This is a genomic window from Microlunatus sagamiharensis (assembly GCF_900105785.1).
GTDB lineage: Bacteria > Actinomycetota > Actinomycetes > Propionibacteriales > Propionibacteriaceae > Microlunatus > Microlunatus sagamiharensis.
Genome location: NZ_LT629799.1, coordinates 3,079,133 through 3,093,882, shown reverse-complemented (window position 1 = coordinate 3,093,882; position 14,750 = coordinate 3,079,133). Strand labels below are relative to the sequence as shown.

The 14,750-nt window shown below is 71.6% G+C and carries 22 protein-coding genes; all 22 read left to right on the top strand.

Annotated features, from left to right (window positions below; genetic code table 11):
* The 22 genes from rplP (at position 1) to BLU42_RS14160 (ending at position 14,747) form a co-directional block, all read left to right on the top strand.
* Positions 1 to 420 carry a 50S ribosomal protein L16 gene (gene rplP / locus BLU42_RS14265; protein ID WP_091075591.1) on the top strand — a complete coding sequence of 140 codons (420 nt, stop codon included), beginning with the start codon at positions 1 to 3 and terminating at the stop codon, positions 418 to 420.
* Positions 420 to 659 (top strand): 50S ribosomal protein L29, encoded by a 240-nt coding sequence (gene rpmC / locus BLU42_RS14260; RefSeq protein WP_091075588.1) that lies wholly within the window; start codon positions 420 to 422, stop codon positions 657 to 659. Before rplP ends, rpmC begins: the two co-directional genes overlap by 1 nt.
* Positions 656 to 949, top strand: a complete 294-nt coding sequence (gene rpsQ, locus BLU42_RS14255; protein WP_091075584.1) for a 30S ribosomal protein S17 — start codon at positions 656 to 658, stop codon at positions 947 to 949. The genes rpmC and rpsQ overlap by 4 nt, the downstream gene beginning before the upstream one ends.
* Before the next feature lie 126 nt (positions 950 to 1,075).
* Positions 1,076 to 1,447 (top strand): 50S ribosomal protein L14, encoded by a 372-nt coding sequence (gene rplN / locus BLU42_RS14250; RefSeq protein ID WP_091075581.1) that lies wholly within the window; start codon positions 1,076 to 1,078, stop codon positions 1,445 to 1,447.
* A gap of 1 nt (position 1,448) precedes the next feature.
* On the top strand, positions 1,449 to 1,859 hold the full coding sequence (rplX, locus tag BLU42_RS14245) for a 50S ribosomal protein L24 (RefSeq protein WP_091075577.1): 411 nt from the start codon (positions 1,449 to 1,451) through the stop codon (positions 1,857 to 1,859).
* Positions 1,859 to 2,446 carry a 50S ribosomal protein L5 gene (gene rplE / locus BLU42_RS14240; protein ID WP_091075576.1) on the top strand — a complete coding sequence of 196 codons (588 nt, stop codon included), beginning with the start codon at positions 1,859 to 1,861 and terminating at the stop codon, positions 2,444 to 2,446. Before rplX ends, rplE begins: the two co-directional genes overlap by 1 nt.
* Positions 2,447 to 2,457: 11 nt before the next feature.
* Entirely contained in the window at positions 2,458 to 2,643 is a 186-nt protein-coding gene (locus tag BLU42_RS14235; protein WP_091075573.1) for a type Z 30S ribosomal protein S14, read from the top strand.
* Positions 2,644 to 2,728: 85 nt separating this feature from the next.
* Positions 2,729 to 3,136 carry a 30S ribosomal protein S8 gene (gene rpsH / locus BLU42_RS14230; RefSeq protein ID WP_091075570.1) on the top strand — a complete coding sequence of 136 codons (408 nt, stop codon included), beginning with the start codon at positions 2,729 to 2,731 and terminating at the stop codon, positions 3,134 to 3,136.
* Between the two features lie 27 nt (positions 3,137 to 3,163).
* The gene (gene rplF, locus BLU42_RS14225; protein ID WP_091075566.1) at positions 3,164 to 3,706 is read left to right on the top strand and encodes a 50S ribosomal protein L6; all 543 of its coding nucleotides are present in this window, start codon (positions 3,164 to 3,166) and stop codon (positions 3,704 to 3,706) included.
* On the top strand, positions 3,706 to 4,089 hold the full coding sequence (gene rplR, locus BLU42_RS14220) for a 50S ribosomal protein L18 (RefSeq protein ID WP_091075562.1): 384 nt from the start codon (positions 3,706 to 3,708) through the stop codon (positions 4,087 to 4,089). Before rplF ends, rplR begins: the two co-directional genes overlap by 1 nt.
* 34 nt (positions 4,090 to 4,123) lie before the next feature.
* Positions 4,124 to 4,729: a 30S ribosomal protein S5 gene (gene rpsE / locus BLU42_RS14215; protein WP_091075558.1), complete on the top strand. Its 606-nt coding sequence runs from the start codon at positions 4,124 to 4,126 to the stop codon at positions 4,727 to 4,729.
* The gene (gene rpmD / locus BLU42_RS14210; protein ID WP_091075554.1) at positions 4,726 to 4,908 is read left to right on the top strand and encodes a 50S ribosomal protein L30; all 183 of its coding nucleotides are present in this window, start codon (positions 4,726 to 4,728) and stop codon (positions 4,906 to 4,908) included. Before rpsE ends, rpmD begins: the two co-directional genes overlap by 4 nt.
* Position 4,909: 1 nt before the next feature.
* Complete coding sequence (rplO, locus tag BLU42_RS14205; RefSeq protein ID WP_091075551.1) at positions 4,910 to 5,353, top strand: 50S ribosomal protein L15; 444 nt, start codon at positions 4,910 to 4,912, stop codon at positions 5,351 to 5,353.
* A 160-nt stretch (positions 5,354 to 5,513) separates the two neighbouring features.
* Entirely contained in the window at positions 5,514 to 6,497 is a 984-nt protein-coding gene (locus BLU42_RS14200; protein WP_091075547.1) for an SMP-30/gluconolactonase/LRE family protein, read from the top strand.
* 462 nt (positions 6,498 to 6,959) lie between these two features.
* The gene (gene secY, locus BLU42_RS14195) at positions 6,960 to 8,267 is read left to right on the top strand and encodes a preprotein translocase subunit SecY (protein WP_091075543.1); all 1,308 of its coding nucleotides are present in this window, start codon (positions 6,960 to 6,962) and stop codon (positions 8,265 to 8,267) included.
* Positions 8,267 to 8,863 (top strand): adenylate kinase, encoded by a 597-nt coding sequence (locus tag BLU42_RS14190; RefSeq protein WP_091075539.1) that lies wholly within the window; start codon positions 8,267 to 8,269, stop codon positions 8,861 to 8,863. The genes secY and BLU42_RS14190 overlap by 1 nt, the downstream gene beginning before the upstream one ends.
* A 10-nt stretch (positions 8,864 to 8,873) precedes the next feature.
* Positions 8,874 to 9,731: a type I methionyl aminopeptidase gene (map, locus tag BLU42_RS14185; RefSeq protein WP_091075536.1), complete on the top strand. Its 858-nt coding sequence runs from the start codon at positions 8,874 to 8,876 to the stop codon at positions 9,729 to 9,731.
* 62 nt (positions 9,732 to 9,793) lie between these two features.
* A complete protein-coding gene (locus BLU42_RS14180) occupies positions 9,794 to 10,843 on the top strand; it encodes a sigma-70 family RNA polymerase sigma factor (protein ID WP_091075533.1) in 1,050 nt (349 codons plus the stop codon).
* Positions 10,844 to 10,853: 10 nt separating this feature from the next.
* Positions 10,854 to 11,228 carry a DUF1707 SHOCT-like domain-containing protein gene (locus BLU42_RS14175; protein ID WP_157719979.1) on the top strand — a complete coding sequence of 125 codons (375 nt, stop codon included), beginning with the start codon at positions 10,854 to 10,856 and terminating at the stop codon, positions 11,226 to 11,228.
* A 121-nt stretch (positions 11,229 to 11,349) separates the two neighbouring features.
* Complete coding sequence (locus BLU42_RS14170; protein WP_091075526.1) at positions 11,350 to 12,225, top strand: GTP-binding protein LepA; 876 nt, start codon at positions 11,350 to 11,352, stop codon at positions 12,223 to 12,225.
* Positions 12,226 to 12,261: 36 nt separating this feature from the next.
* Positions 12,262 to 13,587 carry a type I glutamate--ammonia ligase gene (locus BLU42_RS14165; protein ID WP_091075523.1) on the top strand — a complete coding sequence of 442 codons (1,326 nt, stop codon included), beginning with the start codon at positions 12,262 to 12,264 and terminating at the stop codon, positions 13,585 to 13,587.
* Positions 13,584 to 14,747 (top strand): amidohydrolase family protein, encoded by a 1,164-nt coding sequence (locus tag BLU42_RS14160; RefSeq protein WP_091080560.1) that lies wholly within the window; start codon positions 13,584 to 13,586, stop codon positions 14,745 to 14,747. Before BLU42_RS14165 ends, BLU42_RS14160 begins: the two co-directional genes overlap by 4 nt.
* Positions 14,748 to 14,750 lie beyond the last annotated feature (3 nt).

Genomic DNA, 14,750 nt, shown 5'->3' with positions numbered 1-14,750 from the left:
ATGCTGATCCCTCGCAAGGTCAAGTTCCGCAAGCAGCACCACCCCAAGCGGACCGGTGCGGCCAAGGGCGGCACGTCGCTCGCCTTCGGCGACTTCGGCATCCAGGCCGTGGAGGCCTCGTACCTGACCAACCGTCAGATCGAGTCCGCCCGTATCGCCATGACCCGCCACATCAAGCGCGGTGGGAAGGTGTGGATCAACGTCTACCCCGACCGCCCGCTGACCAAGAAGCCCGCCGAGACCCGCATGGGTTCGGGCAAGGGCTCCCCGGAGTGGTGGATCGCGAACATCAAGCCGGGCCGGGTGCTCTTCGAGCTCGCCGGTGTCGACGAAGAGGTGGCTCGTGAGGCGATGCGCCTGGCGATCCACAAGCTGCCCATGAAGGCGCGCTTCATCAAGCGCGAAGCAGGTGACATCTGATGGCCAAGGGACTGACCGCCGCTGAGCTGCGCGGCCTGTCGCGCAGCGAGCTGGACCGCAAGGTCGGCGAGCTGAAGGAGGAGCTCTTCGGGCTCCGCTTCTCCAACGCCACCGGGCAGCTGGAGAGCCACGGCCGGCTGCGCGCCGTGCGCAAGGACATCGCCCGGATCTACACCGTGCTGACCGAGCGCGAGCTCGGGATCACGACCGATCCTGACGCCGAGGAAGTGAACGCATGAGCGAGACGACCAACGAGACCGTCGAGGCCTCCGCGACCGAGCGCACCGCGCGCAAGGTCCGCGAGGGCTACGTGGTCAGCGACAAGATGGACAAGACCGTCGTGGTCAGCGTCGAGGACCGCGTCAAGCACCGCCTGTACGGCAAGGTGCTGCGCCAGAGCACGCGGCTCAAGGCCCACGACGAGGAGAACGCCGCCGGTGTCGGCGACCGGGTCCGGATCATGGAGACCCGGCCGCTGAGCGCGACCAAGCGCTGGCGCGTCGTGGAGATCCTCGAGAAGGCCAAGTAGCACCACGCCCGCCTGCCCCGCGCTCGTCGCGGGGCGGCTCAGCAAGACCCGGAGCCCCACGGGCTCAGGGAACGTCAGTTCCACCAGGCCCGTGAGGGAACCGGTGAGACAACCAGGAGACATCAGATGATCCAGCAGGAGTCGCGGCTCAAGGTCGCCGACAACACGGGTGCCAAGGAGATCTTGTGCATCCGCGTGCTCGGCGGGTCCGGTCGTCGCTACGCCGGCATCGGCGACGTCATCGTCGCCACCGTCAAGGACGCCATCCCGGGCGGCAACGTCAAGAAGGGCGACGTCGTCAAGGCGGTGATCGTGCGCACCGTCAAGGAGAACCGTCGCGGCGACGGTTCCTACATCAAGTTCGACGAGAACGCCGCGGTGATCCTCCGCGCCGACAGCGCGGAGCCCCGCGGCACCCGCATCTTCGGCCCGGTCGGCCGTGAGCTCCGCGAGAAGCGCTTCATGCGCATCATCTCGCTCGCCCCGGAGGTGATCTGACATGGCCCGTACGTCCACCAAGAGCACGAAGAGCGTCAAGCTCCACGTCCGCAAGGGTGACCGCGTGAAGGTCATCGCCGGCAAGGACAAGGGCCTGGTCGGTGAGGTCCTCGCGACCCAGCCCGAGCGCGGCACCGTGACCGTCGCCGGCGTGAACATCGTCAAGCGCCACCTCAAGGACAGCTCGGCGCAGCCGCAGTCGCGCCAGACGACCAAGGGCGGCATCGTCTCGTCCGAGGCGCCGGTGAACGCGTCCAACGTCCAGCTCGTCGTGAAGAACGCCGAGGGCGACGAGGTCGTGACCCGCGTGGGCCACGAGCGCGTCGAGGTGACCAAGCGCCGTCCCGACGGCAGCGAGTACAAGTCGACCCGCAGCATGCGGATCGCCCGGGTGACCGGGGAGGAGATCTGATGACGGCCACCGAGACCGAGCCGACGATCCGCGAGCCGCGGGCCGTGCCCCGGCTCAAGCAGCGCTACCGCGACGAGATCGCGCCGGCGCTGAACACCGAGTTCGGCTTCGCGAACGTCATGCAGATCCCGCGCCTGGTCAAGGTCGTCGTGAACATGGGTGTCGGCGACGCCGCCCGTGACTCGAAGCTCATCGACGGGGCGACCAAGGACCTGGCGGCGATCACCGGGCAGAAGCCGCAGGTGACCAAGGCCCGCAAGTCGATCGCGCAGTTCAAGCTGCGCGAGGGCATGCCGATCGGCGCGCACGTCACGCTGCGCGGCGACCGGATGTGGGAGTTCGCGGACCGTCTGGTCAGCCTCGCGCTGCCCCGCATCCGTGACTTCCGGGGGCTGTCGCCGAAGCAGTTCGACGGCAACGGCAACTACACCTTCGGGCTGAACGAGCAGGTCATGTTCCACGAGATCGACCCGGACCGGATCGACCGCACGCGGGGCATGGACATCACCTTCGTGACGACCGCCACGACCGACGAGCAGGGCCGCGCCCTGCTGCGCGGCCTCGGCTTCCCGTTCCGGACCAACTGAGGAATCGACAGATGGCGAAGACAGCACTCAAGGTCAAGCAGGCCCGCAAGCCCAAGTTCGCGGTGCGCGCGTACACCCGTTGCCAGAAGTGCGGGCGCTCGCAGGCGGTCTACCGCAAGTTCGGCCTGTGCCGGATCTGCTTCCGCGACATGGCGCACAAGGGCGAGCTGCCCGGCATCACCAAGTCCTCCTGGTGACCAGAGCCCCTGAGCGGGCCCAGGCCACCGATCCCACGCTGCAGGTCCCGGGGACGGGAAACCGCGCGAGAAAGAAGCAGCACCCATGACCATGACAGACCCGATCGCGGACATGCTGACCCGCGTCCGGAACGCCTCTCAGGCGTTCCACGACGAGGCGATCATGCCCAGCAGCACCATCAAGGTCGGCATCGCCGAGATCCTGACGTCCGAGGGCTACATCGCGGGCTACGAGGTGAAGGAGCCGAGCGAGGGCGAGGTGGGCAGGACCCTCTCGATCACGCTGAAGTACGGCACGAACCGCGAGCGCGCGATCGCCGGCGTCCGCCGGGTGTCGAAGCCCGGCCTGCGCGTCTACGCGAAGTCGACCGGCCTGCCCAAGGTCCTCGGCGGCCTCGGCATCGCCATCATCTCGACCTCCCAGGGGCTCCTGACCGACCGTCAGGCCCACCGCAACGGCGTGGGTGGCGAAGTCGTCGCCTACGTCTGGTGACCCGGACACCCGAGAGGATCTGAAGACATGTCCCGCATCGGCAGGCTGCCGGTTCCCGTCCCGGCCGGCGTCACCGTGACGCTCGACGGGCAGAACGTCGAGGTCAAGGGGCCCAAGGGCACCCTGAGCCACGTCGTCGCACGTCCCATCACCGTCGAGCGCGCCGAGAGCGGCGAGCTCGAGGTCAACCGCCCCGACGACGAGCGCGTCAGCCGCTCGCTCCACGGCCTGACCCGCACCCTGGTGGCCAACATGGTCGCCGGCGTGACTACGGGCTACGAGAAGAAGCTCGAGATCCGCGGCGTCGGCTACCGCGTCGTGGCCAAGGGCCCGACGCAGCTGGAGTTCGCGCTCGGCTACAGCCACCCCGTGCACGTGACCGCCCCCGAGGGCATCACGTTCAACGTCGAGGCGCCGACCCGTTTCTCGGTCATCGGCATCGACAAGCAGATGGTGGGCGAGGTCGCCGCGAACATCCGCAAGCTGCGCAAGCCGGAGCCCTACAAGGGCAAGGGCGTGCGTTACGTGGGCGAGCACGTCCGCATGAAGGCTGGAAAGGCTGGTAAGTGATGGCTGTCTCGCTGTCGCAGCACAAGGGCACCGCGGTCAAGACCCGTTCGCGGCTGCGCCGTCAGGTCCGTGGTCGCAAGAAGATCTTCGGCGCCCCCGACCGTCCGCGGCTGGTCGTCACCCGGTCGGCCCGTCACATCACCGCCCAGGTGATCGACGACGTCGCCGGCCACACGCTGGCGTACGCCTCGACCATGGAGGGCGACCTCCGTGGCAACGACGGTGACAAGTCGGCCAAGGCGCGTCAGGTCGGCGAGCTCGTCGCCACCCGCGCCAAGGCCGCCGGGGTCGAGCAGGTCGTCTTCGACCGGGCCGGCAACAAGTACCACGGACGGATCGCGGCCCTGGCCGACGCGGCCCGCGAAGCCGGCCTCGGCTTCTGACCGCGACGCGCCGGAATAGGAAGAGGTAAGTCAGATGAGTGGAACCCAGCGCCGCGGAGGCGGCGCAGGTGGTGACCGTCGCGGTGGCGGCCGTGACGGCGGCCGCGGCGGGCCCGCCGAGAAGAGCAACTACATCGAGCGCGTCGTCGCCATCAACCGGGTGGCGAAGGTCGTGAAGGGTGGTCGTCGCTTCAGCTTCACCGCGCTGGTCGTGGTGGGCGACGGTGACGGCAACGTCGGCGTCGGCTACGGCAAGGCCAAGGAGGTGCCCGCGGCGATCGCCAAGGGTGTCGAGGAGGCCAAGAAGCACTTCTTCGCCGTGCCCCGCATCCAGGGCACCATCCCGCACCCCGTCCAGGGCGAGAAGGCGGCCGGCGTGGTCATGCTGCGTCCGGCGTCGCCCGGTACCGGTGTGATCGCGGGCGGTTCGGCCCGTGCGGTGCTCGAGTGCGCCGGCGTGCACGACGTGCTCGCCAAGTCGCTCGGCTCGGCCAACGCGATCAACGTCGTCCACGCGACGGTCGCGGCCCTGCAGAGCCTCGAGCAGCCCGAGCAGGTCGCCCGCCGTCGTGGGCTGTCGGTCGAGCAGGTCACCCCGGCCGCGATCCTGCGGGCCCGCGAGGCGGTGAGCGCGTCGTGACGCAGCTCCTCGTCCGTCAGATCCGCAGCAGCGTCGGCGGCAAGCAGAACCAGCGCGACACGCTGCGCACCCTCGGTCTGCGCAAGATCGGGGACTCGTCGGTCCGCGAGGACCGTCCCGAGGTCCGTGGCATGATCAACACGGTCGCCCACCTGGTGACCGTGGAGGAGGTGAGCTGACATGGCTCTGAAGGTCCATCACCTGAGGCCGGCCCCCGGCGCCAAGACCGCGAAGCACCGCGTGGGTCGTGGTGAGGGCGGCAAGGGCGGCAAGACCGCCGGCCGCGGCACCAAGGGCACGGGCGCTCGCAAGGGCACCCCGGCCAACTTCGAGGGCGGCCAGATGCCGCTGCAGATGCGCCTGCCGAAGCTGCGCGGGTTCAAGAACCCGTTCCGCGTCGAGTTCCAGGTCGTCAACCTCGACAAGCTCGGGAACCTGTTCCCGGGCGGCGGCACCGTGGGCGTCGACGACCTCGTCGCCGCCGGCGCGGTCCGCGCCAACCAGCCGGTCAAGGTCCTCGGCAACGGGGAGATCGGCGTCGCGGTGCAGGTCAGCGCGCACGCCTTCTCCACCAGCGCCAAGGAGAAGATCGCCGCGGCCGGTGGGAGCACCACCGAGCTCTGAGCACGCACGTCGCAAGGCCGCCCGCACCAGCGGGCGGCCTTTCGTCGTTCCCTGCATCCGTCCGGGGTCTCAGCGAGTTCCTAGGCGGTGGACCTTCCGCCTGACCGGCCCGGTGACGTTGACTGCTCAACCACAGGCCCGCCGATCACTGGAGACCGCCATGGAACCGACGCACCGCCCCGCCACCCGATCCCGCCTCTCGCGCAGCCTGAGGCGAGCGGTCGTCACCGTCACCACGCTCGGCCTCGGTGCCGGGCTGACCCTCGTGGGCGCGGGCGCCGCCTCGGCCGGCCCTCGCCACGACCACGGGTCGAAGAGCCCCGCGAGCATCGCGCTGCCGACCGGGTTCCAGCCCGAGGGCATCGCCATCGGCGGGAAGACCGTCTACTCGGGCTCCCGGGTGAGCGGCGACATCTACGCGGCCGACCTGCGCACCGGCAAGGGCCGCGTCCTGTCGACGGGCCCGGGCACGCCGTCCCTGGGCCTCAAGGTCGACGGGCGCCGGCTGTGGGTCGCCGGAGGCTCGGGCGGGGATGCCCGGGTGATCGACACCCGGATGGGCCGCGTACGGGCCAGCATCGAGCTCACGTCGGCCCCGGCCGGCTCGACCTTCGTCAACGACGAGGTGGTCGCCGGGCGCTACGTCTGGTTCACCGACTCGCTGCAGGCCCAGCTCTACCGCGTCGACCGGGCCCACCCGGACCGCGCGGTGAAGACGGTCCCGCTGACCGGGGACTGGAGCCAGACGCCCGGGGTCAACAACGCCAACGGCATCGCGCGTACGCCCGACGGCCGCGCGCTGCTCGTGGTCAAGTCCGACACCGGCCAGCTGTTCCGCGTGGAGCCCTCGGGACGGGCGAGCCTCGTCGACCTCGGCGGCTACGCCCTGACGAACGGCGACGGGCTCCTCCTGCAGGGCCGGACGCTGTACGCCGTGCAGAACCGCCTCAACAAGGTCGCCGTCGTGTCCCTGGACCGGACGGGCACGCAGGGCCGCCTGGTGCGGACCATCACCAGCCCGGCCTTCGACGTGCCCAGCACCGTCGCCGCATCGGGGCGGTACCTCTACCTGCCCAACGCCCGCTTCGGCGCCACGGGGGACCCGGCCACGCTGGCGTACAGCATCAACCGCGTCGCCCGCTGACCCGGTAGCGGCGCCACGAGGCGCACCCTCCGCCACGAGGCGCACCCCGCAGGGTGCGCGGGGTGGGGGAGGGTGCGCCTCGCGCATCCTGTCCTCGCTCCGCTCGGACGCGGCCGGTGCTCTGGTCCGGCGCCTTCCTCCCTCTCGGGCAGGACGAAAAGCGTGTCCTGCCCGCTCGGTCGTCCAGGCGCCGGCGCACGTTCCTTCTGTCCTCGCTGCGCTCGGACGCGGCCGGTGCTCTGGTCCGGCGCCCTCCTCCCTCTCGGGCAGGACGAAAAGCGTGTCCTGCCCGCTCGGTCGTCCAGGCGCCGGCGCCCCGGCCGGGCGGGGTCGGGCTCCACCGACTGGACAGCCGCCGACCGACGGATGCGGCGGACGCGGATTCGCTTGATAGTCTCGGGCGGTCCTCAGGCGGCGCGTACCCTCGCCAGGACGCCTCGCGACTTGAAAGGGAGGGCCGGAGTGCTTTCCGCGTTCGCCAACGCCTTCCGTACGCCGGACCTGCGCAAGAAGATCCTCTTCACGCTCGGGATCCTGGCCATCTTCCGGCTCGGCTCGATCATCCCCACGCCCAACGTCAACGCGGCCCAGGTCAACCTGTGCCTGCGCCAGGCGACCTCGGGTGACCAGCAGGGGCTCTACTCGCTGATCAACCTGTTCTCCGGCGGGGCGCTGCTCCAGCTGGCGATCTTCGCGCTCGGGATCATGCCGTACATCACGGCGAGCATCATCCTGCAGCTGCTGACCGTGGTCATCCCGCGGCTGGAGGCCCTCAAGAAGGAGGGCCAGTCCGGCCAGACGAAGATCACGCAGTACACGCGCTACCTGACCCTGGTCCTCGCGCTGCTGAACTCAACGGCGTTCGTCACCGTCGCGGTCAACGACCGGCTCTTCACCGGCTGCACCGGCATCGTCTACGACAAGGGCTACTTCCCGGTCATCGTCATGATCCTGACGATGACGGCCGGCACCAGCGTCATCATGTGGCTCGGTGAGCTCGTGACCGAGCGCGGCGTCGGCAACGGCATGTCGGTCCTGATCTTCACCCAGATCGCCGCCACCTTCCCCTCCGCGCTGTGGAGCCTCAAGGTCGCCCGCCCGGGCCAGCAGGGCTGGGTCGTCTTCCTGCTCGTCATCGCCCTCGGCCTGCTGGTCATGGTCGGCGTCATCTTCGTCGAGCAGTCCCAGCGCCGGATCCCGGTGCAGTACGCCAAGCGCATGGTCGGGCGGCGGATGTTCGGTGGCACCACCACCTACATCCCCATCAAGGTCAACCAGGCCGGCGTCATCCCCGTCATCTTCGCCAGCTCGCTGCTCTACCTGCCGGCGCTCTACGCGCAGTTCCGGCCGGAGGACCGCTTCTCGAGCTGGATCTCGGGGAACTTCGTCAAGGGCGACCACCCGATCTACATGGCGACGTTCTTCCTGCTCATCGTGTTCTTCGCCTACTTCTACGTCGCGATCACCTTCAACCCCGAAGAGGTCGCCGACAACATGAAGAAGTACGGCGGCTTCATCCCCGGCATCCGCGCCGGCAAGCCGACCGAGAACTACCTCGCGTTCGTGCTGTCGCGGCTGACCCTGCCGGGCGCCCTCTACCTCGGACTGATCGCACTGCTGCCGTCGGTCGCGTTCATCTTCTTGAACGCCAACCAGAACTTCCCCTTCGGTGGAACCTCGATCCTGATCATCGTCGGCGTCGGCCTCGACACCGTGAAGCAGATCGAGTCGCAGCTGCAGCAGCGCAACTACGAAGGGTTCCTCCGCTGATGCATCTGTTGATCATGGGTCCGCCCGGCGCCGGCAAGGGCACGCAGGCCAGCCGGATCGGCGGGCACTACTCGATCCCGGCGATCTCGACCGGCGACATGTTCCGCGCGATGAAGGACTCCGACACCCCGCTGGCCAAGCAGGTGCAGGAGATCATGACGTCCGGCGCGTACGTCCCCGACGAGGTCACCAACGCGGTCGTGGCCGACCGCCTCGTCGCCGACGACTGCGCGGACGGCTTCCTGCTCGACGGCTACCCGCGCACGCTCGACCAGGTGTCGTTCCTCGACGGGGTGCTGAAGGAGGCCGACTGCGAGCTCGACGCGGTCATCTCCCTCTCGGTCGACGCCGACGAGCTGGTGGCCCGGCTGACGCGTCGTGGGGCGACCGACGGCCGCGCCGACGACACGCCCGAGGCCATCCGCACGCGCCAGCAGGTCTACGCCGACCAGACGGCGCCGCTGCTGGACGTCTACCGGGAGCGCGGCCTCCTCGTCGAGGTCGACGGCCTCGGCGACATCGACGACGTGACCCGCCGGCTCTTCGCCGCCCTCGACCAGCGGGCCGGCGACGGCGCGCTCGTCGCCAGCTCCTGAACCCACCGGCGTGAGCCGCACCGGCGTCGAGGTCAAGAGCCCCGAGCAGGTGCGGCTGATGCGCCGCGCCGGGCTCGTCGTCGCCGACGCCCTCGAGGCGGTCGTCGCGGCGGTCCGGCCCGGGACCACGACCCGTGAGCTCGACGCCGTGGCCGCCGAGGTCATGGCGCGGGCCGGTGCGCAGCCGTCGTTCCTCGGCTACGGCGCCGAGGAGGACCGCCCCGGCTTCCCGGGCGTGCTCTGCCTCTCCGTGGACGACGAGGTCGTGCACGGGATCCCGGGCGACCGTGTCCTGGCCGCCGGTGACCTCCTCTCGATCGACTGCGGTGCCGTCGTCGACGGCTGGCACGGCGACGCCGCGGTCAGCGTCGTCGTCGGCCCCGAGCCGCCGCGCCACGAGGTGGCCGGGCTGCTGGACGCGACACGGACGGCCATGTGGCACGGCATCGCCGCGCTGCGCCCCGATGGACGGGTCGCCGACGTCGGGCGGGCCGTCGAGGCGGCCGTGCGCGCCGCCGGGCCGTACGGCATCGTCGACGACTACGTCGGCCACGGGATCGGCACGGCGATGCACCAGGAGCCCGACGTGCCCAACCGTGCCCCGCACGGGCTGCTCGAGCGGGTCCGGGGCCGAGGGCCCCGGCTGGTGCCCGGGACGGTCCTCGCCGTGGAGCCCATGCTCACGCTCGGGTCGCCGGAGACGCACGAGCTCGACGACGGCTGGACCGCCGTCACCGACGACGGCGGGCTCGCCTGCCACTTCGAGCACACCGTCGCGCTGACGCCGGCCGGGTTGTGGGTGCTCACCGCGCACGACGGGGGAGAGGCGGCGCTGGCCGCGCTCGGCGCCCCGTACGCCCCGCTCTGAGCGCTGCCGCGACCTCGCGCAGGGGGCTGCGCATTGTCAGCGTGCGCTAGTAGTTTGCCGCCATGACGCTGGCGACGGACGGCGACGTCTTCTCCACCCTGGTCGAGCCGCTGCGCGGCGAGCTGACCGCGCACTGCTACCGGATGCTCGGGTCGGTCCACGACGCGGAGGACCTGGTCCAGGAGACGTTCATCCGCGCCTGGCGCTCGTACGACAAGTTCGAGGGGCGCTCGTCGGTCCGGACGTGGATGTACAAGATCGCCACGAACGTGTGCCTCACCGCGCTGGACGGCCGCGCCCGTCGACCGATGCCGACCGGGCTGGGTCAGCCGGCCTCCGACCCTCGCGGGACGCTCGAGTCGCGCCCGGAGGTGACCTGGCTCGAGCCCCTGCCCGACGCGGTCATCTGGGGCGGGAGCCCGGAGGACCCGGAGGCCGCGACGCTCGACCACGAGAGCGTCCGGCTGGCCTTCGTGGCGGCGCTGCAGCACCTCACCCCGCCGCAGCGCGCCGCGGTCGTGCTCTTCGACGTGCTGAGCATGTCGGCGAGCGAGGTGGCCGAGCTGCTCGGCACCACCGTGGCCGCGGTGAACAGCAGCCTGCAGCGGGCCCGGGCCCACCTGGCCAAGCTCGACCCCGAGTCGGAGCGTGACAGCGCCCGGCAGCCCGACGACGAGCGTAAGCGGGAGCTGCTCGCGCAGTACGTCGACGCGTTCGAGCGCTACGACGTCGAGCGCATCGTGGCGCTTCTCAGCGCCGACGCGGTGTGGGAGATGCCGCCCTTCACCGGCTGGTACTCCGGGGCCGAGGAGATCGGCGACCTCATCCGGCTGAACTGCCCCGCGGAGCGCGCGGGGGACCAGATCCTGGTGGAGACCACGGCCAACGGTGGCCCGGCCTTCGCGCTCTACATGCGCGACCCCGCCGACGGCGTGCACCGCGCCTTCCACCTGCAGGTGCCGGTGCTGGGCGAGGGCGGCTTCACCCACGTCTCGGCCTTCTTCGACACCTCGCTCTTCGCCCGGTTCGGCCTGCCCGAGGAGCTCCCCGAGGAGCACCGTGGCCGCGCGCAGGCCCTCCGGGCCGGGAGCGGCGAGACCTCCCACGGGTAGCCTGGAGAGCGTGTCCGAGCTGCCGATCTCCTCGCCCTACCGCAGCCGGCCCGACGCGCCCGTGACCGACTCCGAGCGCGAGCAGCTCAACGCCCGGCTCAACGCGGCGTACACCGACGGCCGCCTGAGCGCCGACGACTACCAGGCCCGGCTGGACACGCTGTTCGGCGCGAGCACCCTCGGCCAGCTGGTCCCCGTCGTCGACGGGCTGCTGCCGGCGACGACCTACGACAGCCCCGCCATGGTGGCGCCGAGCGGCGGGGAGCCCGGGCAGCTGTCGGAGGCCCGCGACGTGCGCCGCGTCTCGCTGGGCGTGGTCGTGGCCGTCGCGGGCGTGCTGGTCGTGATCGCCGTCCTCTTCCTGGTGCTCGTCGGCCTGGGCTGAGCCGTCGGACGGCGGTCGACGGCCGGTGCGGACGCCGCGTTTGGTTAGGCAAACCTAAGAGTGGCGCACACCACTGTTCTATCGTGCCCACCTGAGCTCCTTTCGCCACTAAGATTCCGCCGTGGCCAGGCAGGACTCGCACGCGAAGATCGCGGAGCACGTGCAGCGGCTCGGCGAGAAGCACCCGCCGATCCCGCTCGACTCCGTCGACCGCACGATCCACGACGCCGAGGCGGTCAAGGCCCGCTTCGGCCACACGATCGACTACCTGGCCCGCGTCGAGCTCGAGGTCGACCGCAACGTGCTGGAGCTGCTCGTGCTCCTGCCCGACGTCGACGACACCAACAAGACCTTCTACTCCGACGTCTGGCAGCCGCAGGAGATCCAGCACGGGCTGATCCTCGACCGGCTCCAGCAGGACCTCGGGCGCGAGCCGGCCTCGCCCCACATGGACGTCTCCTTCAAGATCAAGATCTTGGGTGCGCTGGCGAACCTCAAGCCGATCCAGGAGGTCGCCAAGCTGATGTACTTCCTGACCGGTGCGAGCACCGAGCGTCAGGCCGTGCTCGCGTACAACCAGATCAGCGCCGGGCTCAAGGAGATGGGGGAGACGGCGATCGCCGAGACCATCGTCAACCCCATCAAGCAGCAGGAGCCGGGCCACTTCGCCTTCTACAACATGTCGGCGTCGGCCATGGTCAACGACGGCGTGCTCAAGCCGTGGCAGCTCTTCCTCGCCCGGGTGCTGCGCGAGCGCAGCTACGGCCTGGTCGGCACCAACGGCCGCGCCGACCACAAGGCGGCCATGGGTCGCGTCGCCGAGGACCTCGGCATCGACACCGACCTCGAGGGGTACGCCCGCGAGATCGGCCGCGTGGAGCAGCGGCTGCTGTGGGCGCACCGCCAGGGCATGCCCTTCCCGCCGTACATCCTGCGCGCGCTCCGCGAGAGCGTCGACCTCTACCGCGAGCGCGGGTTCGGCCCGGCCACGGCCTGACACGCGCCCGTCACGGGCCAGCCCTAGGCTGCGGCCATGATCGGGAGCGAACTCGAGGCGGCCGGTGTCCGGCGCGTGCTCGGGACGATGGTCAACGCGTCGGGGCTGCTGCTGGCCAAGGCCGTGCCGCTGGGGCGGGTCGACGCCTTCGCCCGCCACGGCCTGGGGGCGGCCCCGGTCTGGGACGTCTTCACCGTCGACGGCGCCATCGCCTTCACCGACGCCATCAGCGCGGTCGGTGACCGGCGCCTCCGGCTGGACACGGACGGGCTCGCCGACCTGGGCGACGGGCTGGCCTGGGGGCCGCTCGACCTCGTGACGCAGGACGGCGGACCGGTGTCCGGCTGCCCCCGCACCACGCTCCGCTCGGTGACCGACCGGCTCGCCGCGGCCGGGCTGCAGGCGCTCGTCGGCCACGAGCTGGAGCTGGTCCTCGTGGCCCCGGACGGCTCGGCGCTCGAGACCGGCTCGTGGGTGCCGTACGGCGCCACCGGGCTGCTCGACCACGCCGGGTTCGTCGACGACCTCATGTCCTCCTGCGCGCGCGCCGGCATCCCGCTCGAGCAGGTCCACGCCGAGTACGGCCGTCAGCAGCTGGAGCTGTCCCTGCCGCCCGCGGACCCGGTCCGCGCCGCCGACGGCGTGGTGCTCGCCCGGGTGGTCATCGGCCAGGTCGCGCGGCGCCACGGCGTGCGCGCGTCCTTCTCGCCCGCCCCGTTCCCCGGCACGGTGGGCAGCGGGGCCCACCAGCACCTCTCGCTCACCCGCGACGGGGTCCCGCTCTTCTCCGGCGGCGACGGGCCGCGCGGGCTCACCGGCGACGGCGCGGCGGCGCTGGGCGCGCTCGTCGACGGGCTGCCCGAGGTCCAGGCGCTGCTGGGCGGCTCGGTGCTGTCCGGGACCCGGCTCGCGCCGGGCGGCTGGTCCGGGGCCTTCCGGTGCTGGGGCACCGAGAACCGGGAGGCCGCGGTCCGCTACCTCGCCGCCGGGACGGGCAACCCGCACGGGGCGAACGTCGAGGTGAAGGTCGTCGACCCGTCCTCCTGCGTCTACCTCGCCTCGGCCGCGCTGCTGGCGCTCGCGCTCGACGGGATCGAGCAGGGCACGGAGCTCCCGCCCGAGGTCGTGGACGACCCGAGCGTGGTCGCCGAGGCCGACCGTGCGGCCGCGGGGCTCGAGATCCTCCCCACGGACCTCGCGGCGGTCGTGGACACCCTCGACCGCTCCGAGCGGGTCCGCCGCCTGCTCGGCGACGCGGTCGTCGACGCGACCGTCGCCGTGCGCCGGCTCGAGCGCGAGACCTTCGCCGACGTCGAGCTCGACGAGGTCGCCCGGCGGCTCCGGCTGGCGTGGTCGGCGTGAGCGCGGACGCGAGCGCGAGCGGCGCCACCGCGGCGCTGCGCGAGCACGTCGAGCGGCTCGGCCTGGTCGACCACCACGTCCACGGGACCTGGACGGCCGACGCCGACCCCGTACGGCTCGCCAACGCCCTCAACGAGGCCGACACCGCGCCGCTGGCGGACCCCCGCACGGCCTGGGACACCCAGCTCGGCTTCGCCGTGCGGCGCTGGTGCGCGCCGCTGCTGGACCTCGAGCCGCACGTCGCGCCCGAGGCGTACGTCGCCCGTCGCGCCGAGCTCGGCGAGGAGGAGGTGGCCAGGAGGCTGCTGCGGCCCACGAACGTCGACGCGTGGTTCGTCGACACGGGCTGGAGCACCGGGCTCACGAGCCCCGACGGGCTGGCGGCGCTCGGCGGCGGCACGGGCCACGAGGTCGTGCGCCTCGAGACCCTGGCCGAGCAGCTGCTGCCGACCCTGGACGACCCCAGCTCCTGGGCCGAGGCGTTCGGCGCCCGGGTCGAGGAGGCCGCCCGGACTTCGGTGGGGTTCAAGTCGGTCATCGCCTACCGCTGCGGGTTCGCGGTCGACCTCGCCCCGCCCGCTCCGCGCGCCGTCGCCGAGGCGGCCCGGCGCTGGCACGCCGGCGTCGTGGACGGCCGCGCCCCGCGGCTCGACGACCCCGTGCTCCTCGTGGCCGGCCTGTACGCCGCGCTGCGCACCCGCCGGCCCCTGCAGCTGCACGTGGGTTTCGGCGACCGGGACCTCGACCTCGCCGCCGTCGACCCGCTGCTGCTGACCGGCCTGCTGCGCCGCGACGAGGTCCGTGGCGTGCCGGTCATGCTGCTGCACTGCTACCCCTACGAGCGGGCCGCCGGCTACCTGGCCCAGGCCTTCGAGGAGGTGCACCTCGACGTCGGGCTGACCACCCACTTCCTGGGCGCGCGCGGCGTGGGGGCCGTCGCCCGCTCGCTGGAGCTGGCCCCCTTCCACAAGGTGCTCTACTCCTCCGACGCCGCCGGGCCCGCCGAGCTGCACCACCTCGGGGCACGGCTGTGGCGCAACGCCGTGGTGAGCGTGCTCGGCGGCTGGGTCGAGCAGGGGGAGTGGTCGGCGGGCGACGCGGCCCGCGTCGCGACGATGGTCGGGCGCGACAACGCCCGGCGGGTCTACCTCGACGCCTGACCG

Bases quoted from the DNA above. Each gene is read 5' to 3' on its own strand.
- BLU42_RS14235 (WP_091075573.1), top strand. From the start codon at position 2,458: ATGGCGAAGACAGCACTCAAGGTCAAGCAGGCCCGCAAGCCCAAGTTC.
- BLU42_RS14165 (WP_091075523.1), top strand. From the start codon at position 12,262: ATGATCGGGAGCGAACTCGAGGCGGCCGGTGTCCGGCGCGTGCTCGGG.
- BLU42_RS14190 (WP_091075539.1), top strand. From the start codon at position 8,267: ATGCATCTGTTGATCATGGGTCCGCCCGGCGCCGGCAAGGGCACGCAG.
- BLU42_RS14200 (WP_091075547.1), top strand. From the start codon at position 5,514: ATGGAACCGACGCACCGCCCCGCCACCCGATCCCGCCTCTCGCGCAGC.
- rpsH (WP_091075570.1), top strand. From the start codon at position 2,729: ATGACCATGACAGACCCGATCGCGGACATGCTGACCCGCGTCCGGAAC.
- rplE (WP_091075576.1), top strand. From the start codon at position 1,859: ATGACGGCCACCGAGACCGAGCCGACGATCCGCGAGCCGCGGGCCGTG.
- BLU42_RS14180 (WP_091075533.1), top strand. From the start codon at position 9,794: ATGACGCTGGCGACGGACGGCGACGTCTTCTCCACCCTGGTCGAGCCG.
- rplX (WP_091075577.1), top strand. From the start codon at position 1,449: ATGGCCCGTACGTCCACCAAGAGCACGAAGAGCGTCAAGCTCCACGTC.
- rpsQ (WP_091075584.1), top strand. From the start codon at position 656: ATGAGCGAGACGACCAACGAGACCGTCGAGGCCTCCGCGACCGAGCGC.
- rplO (WP_091075551.1), top strand. From the start codon at position 4,910: ATGGCTCTGAAGGTCCATCACCTGAGGCCGGCCCCCGGCGCCAAGACC.
- rplP (WP_091075591.1), top strand. From the start codon at position 1: ATGCTGATCCCTCGCAAGGTCAAGTTCCGCAAGCAGCACCACCCCAAG.
- rpsE (WP_091075558.1), top strand. From the start codon at position 4,124: ATGAGTGGAACCCAGCGCCGCGGAGGCGGCGCAGGTGGTGACCGTCGC.
- rpmC (WP_091075588.1), top strand. From the start codon at position 420: ATGGCCAAGGGACTGACCGCCGCTGAGCTGCGCGGCCTGTCGCGCAGC.
- rplN (WP_091075581.1), top strand. From the start codon at position 1,076: ATGATCCAGCAGGAGTCGCGGCTCAAGGTCGCCGACAACACGGGTGCC.
- rplR (WP_091075562.1), top strand. From the start codon at position 3,706: ATGGCTGTCTCGCTGTCGCAGCACAAGGGCACCGCGGTCAAGACCCGT.
- rplF (WP_091075566.1), top strand. From the start codon at position 3,164: ATGTCCCGCATCGGCAGGCTGCCGGTTCCCGTCCCGGCCGGCGTCACC.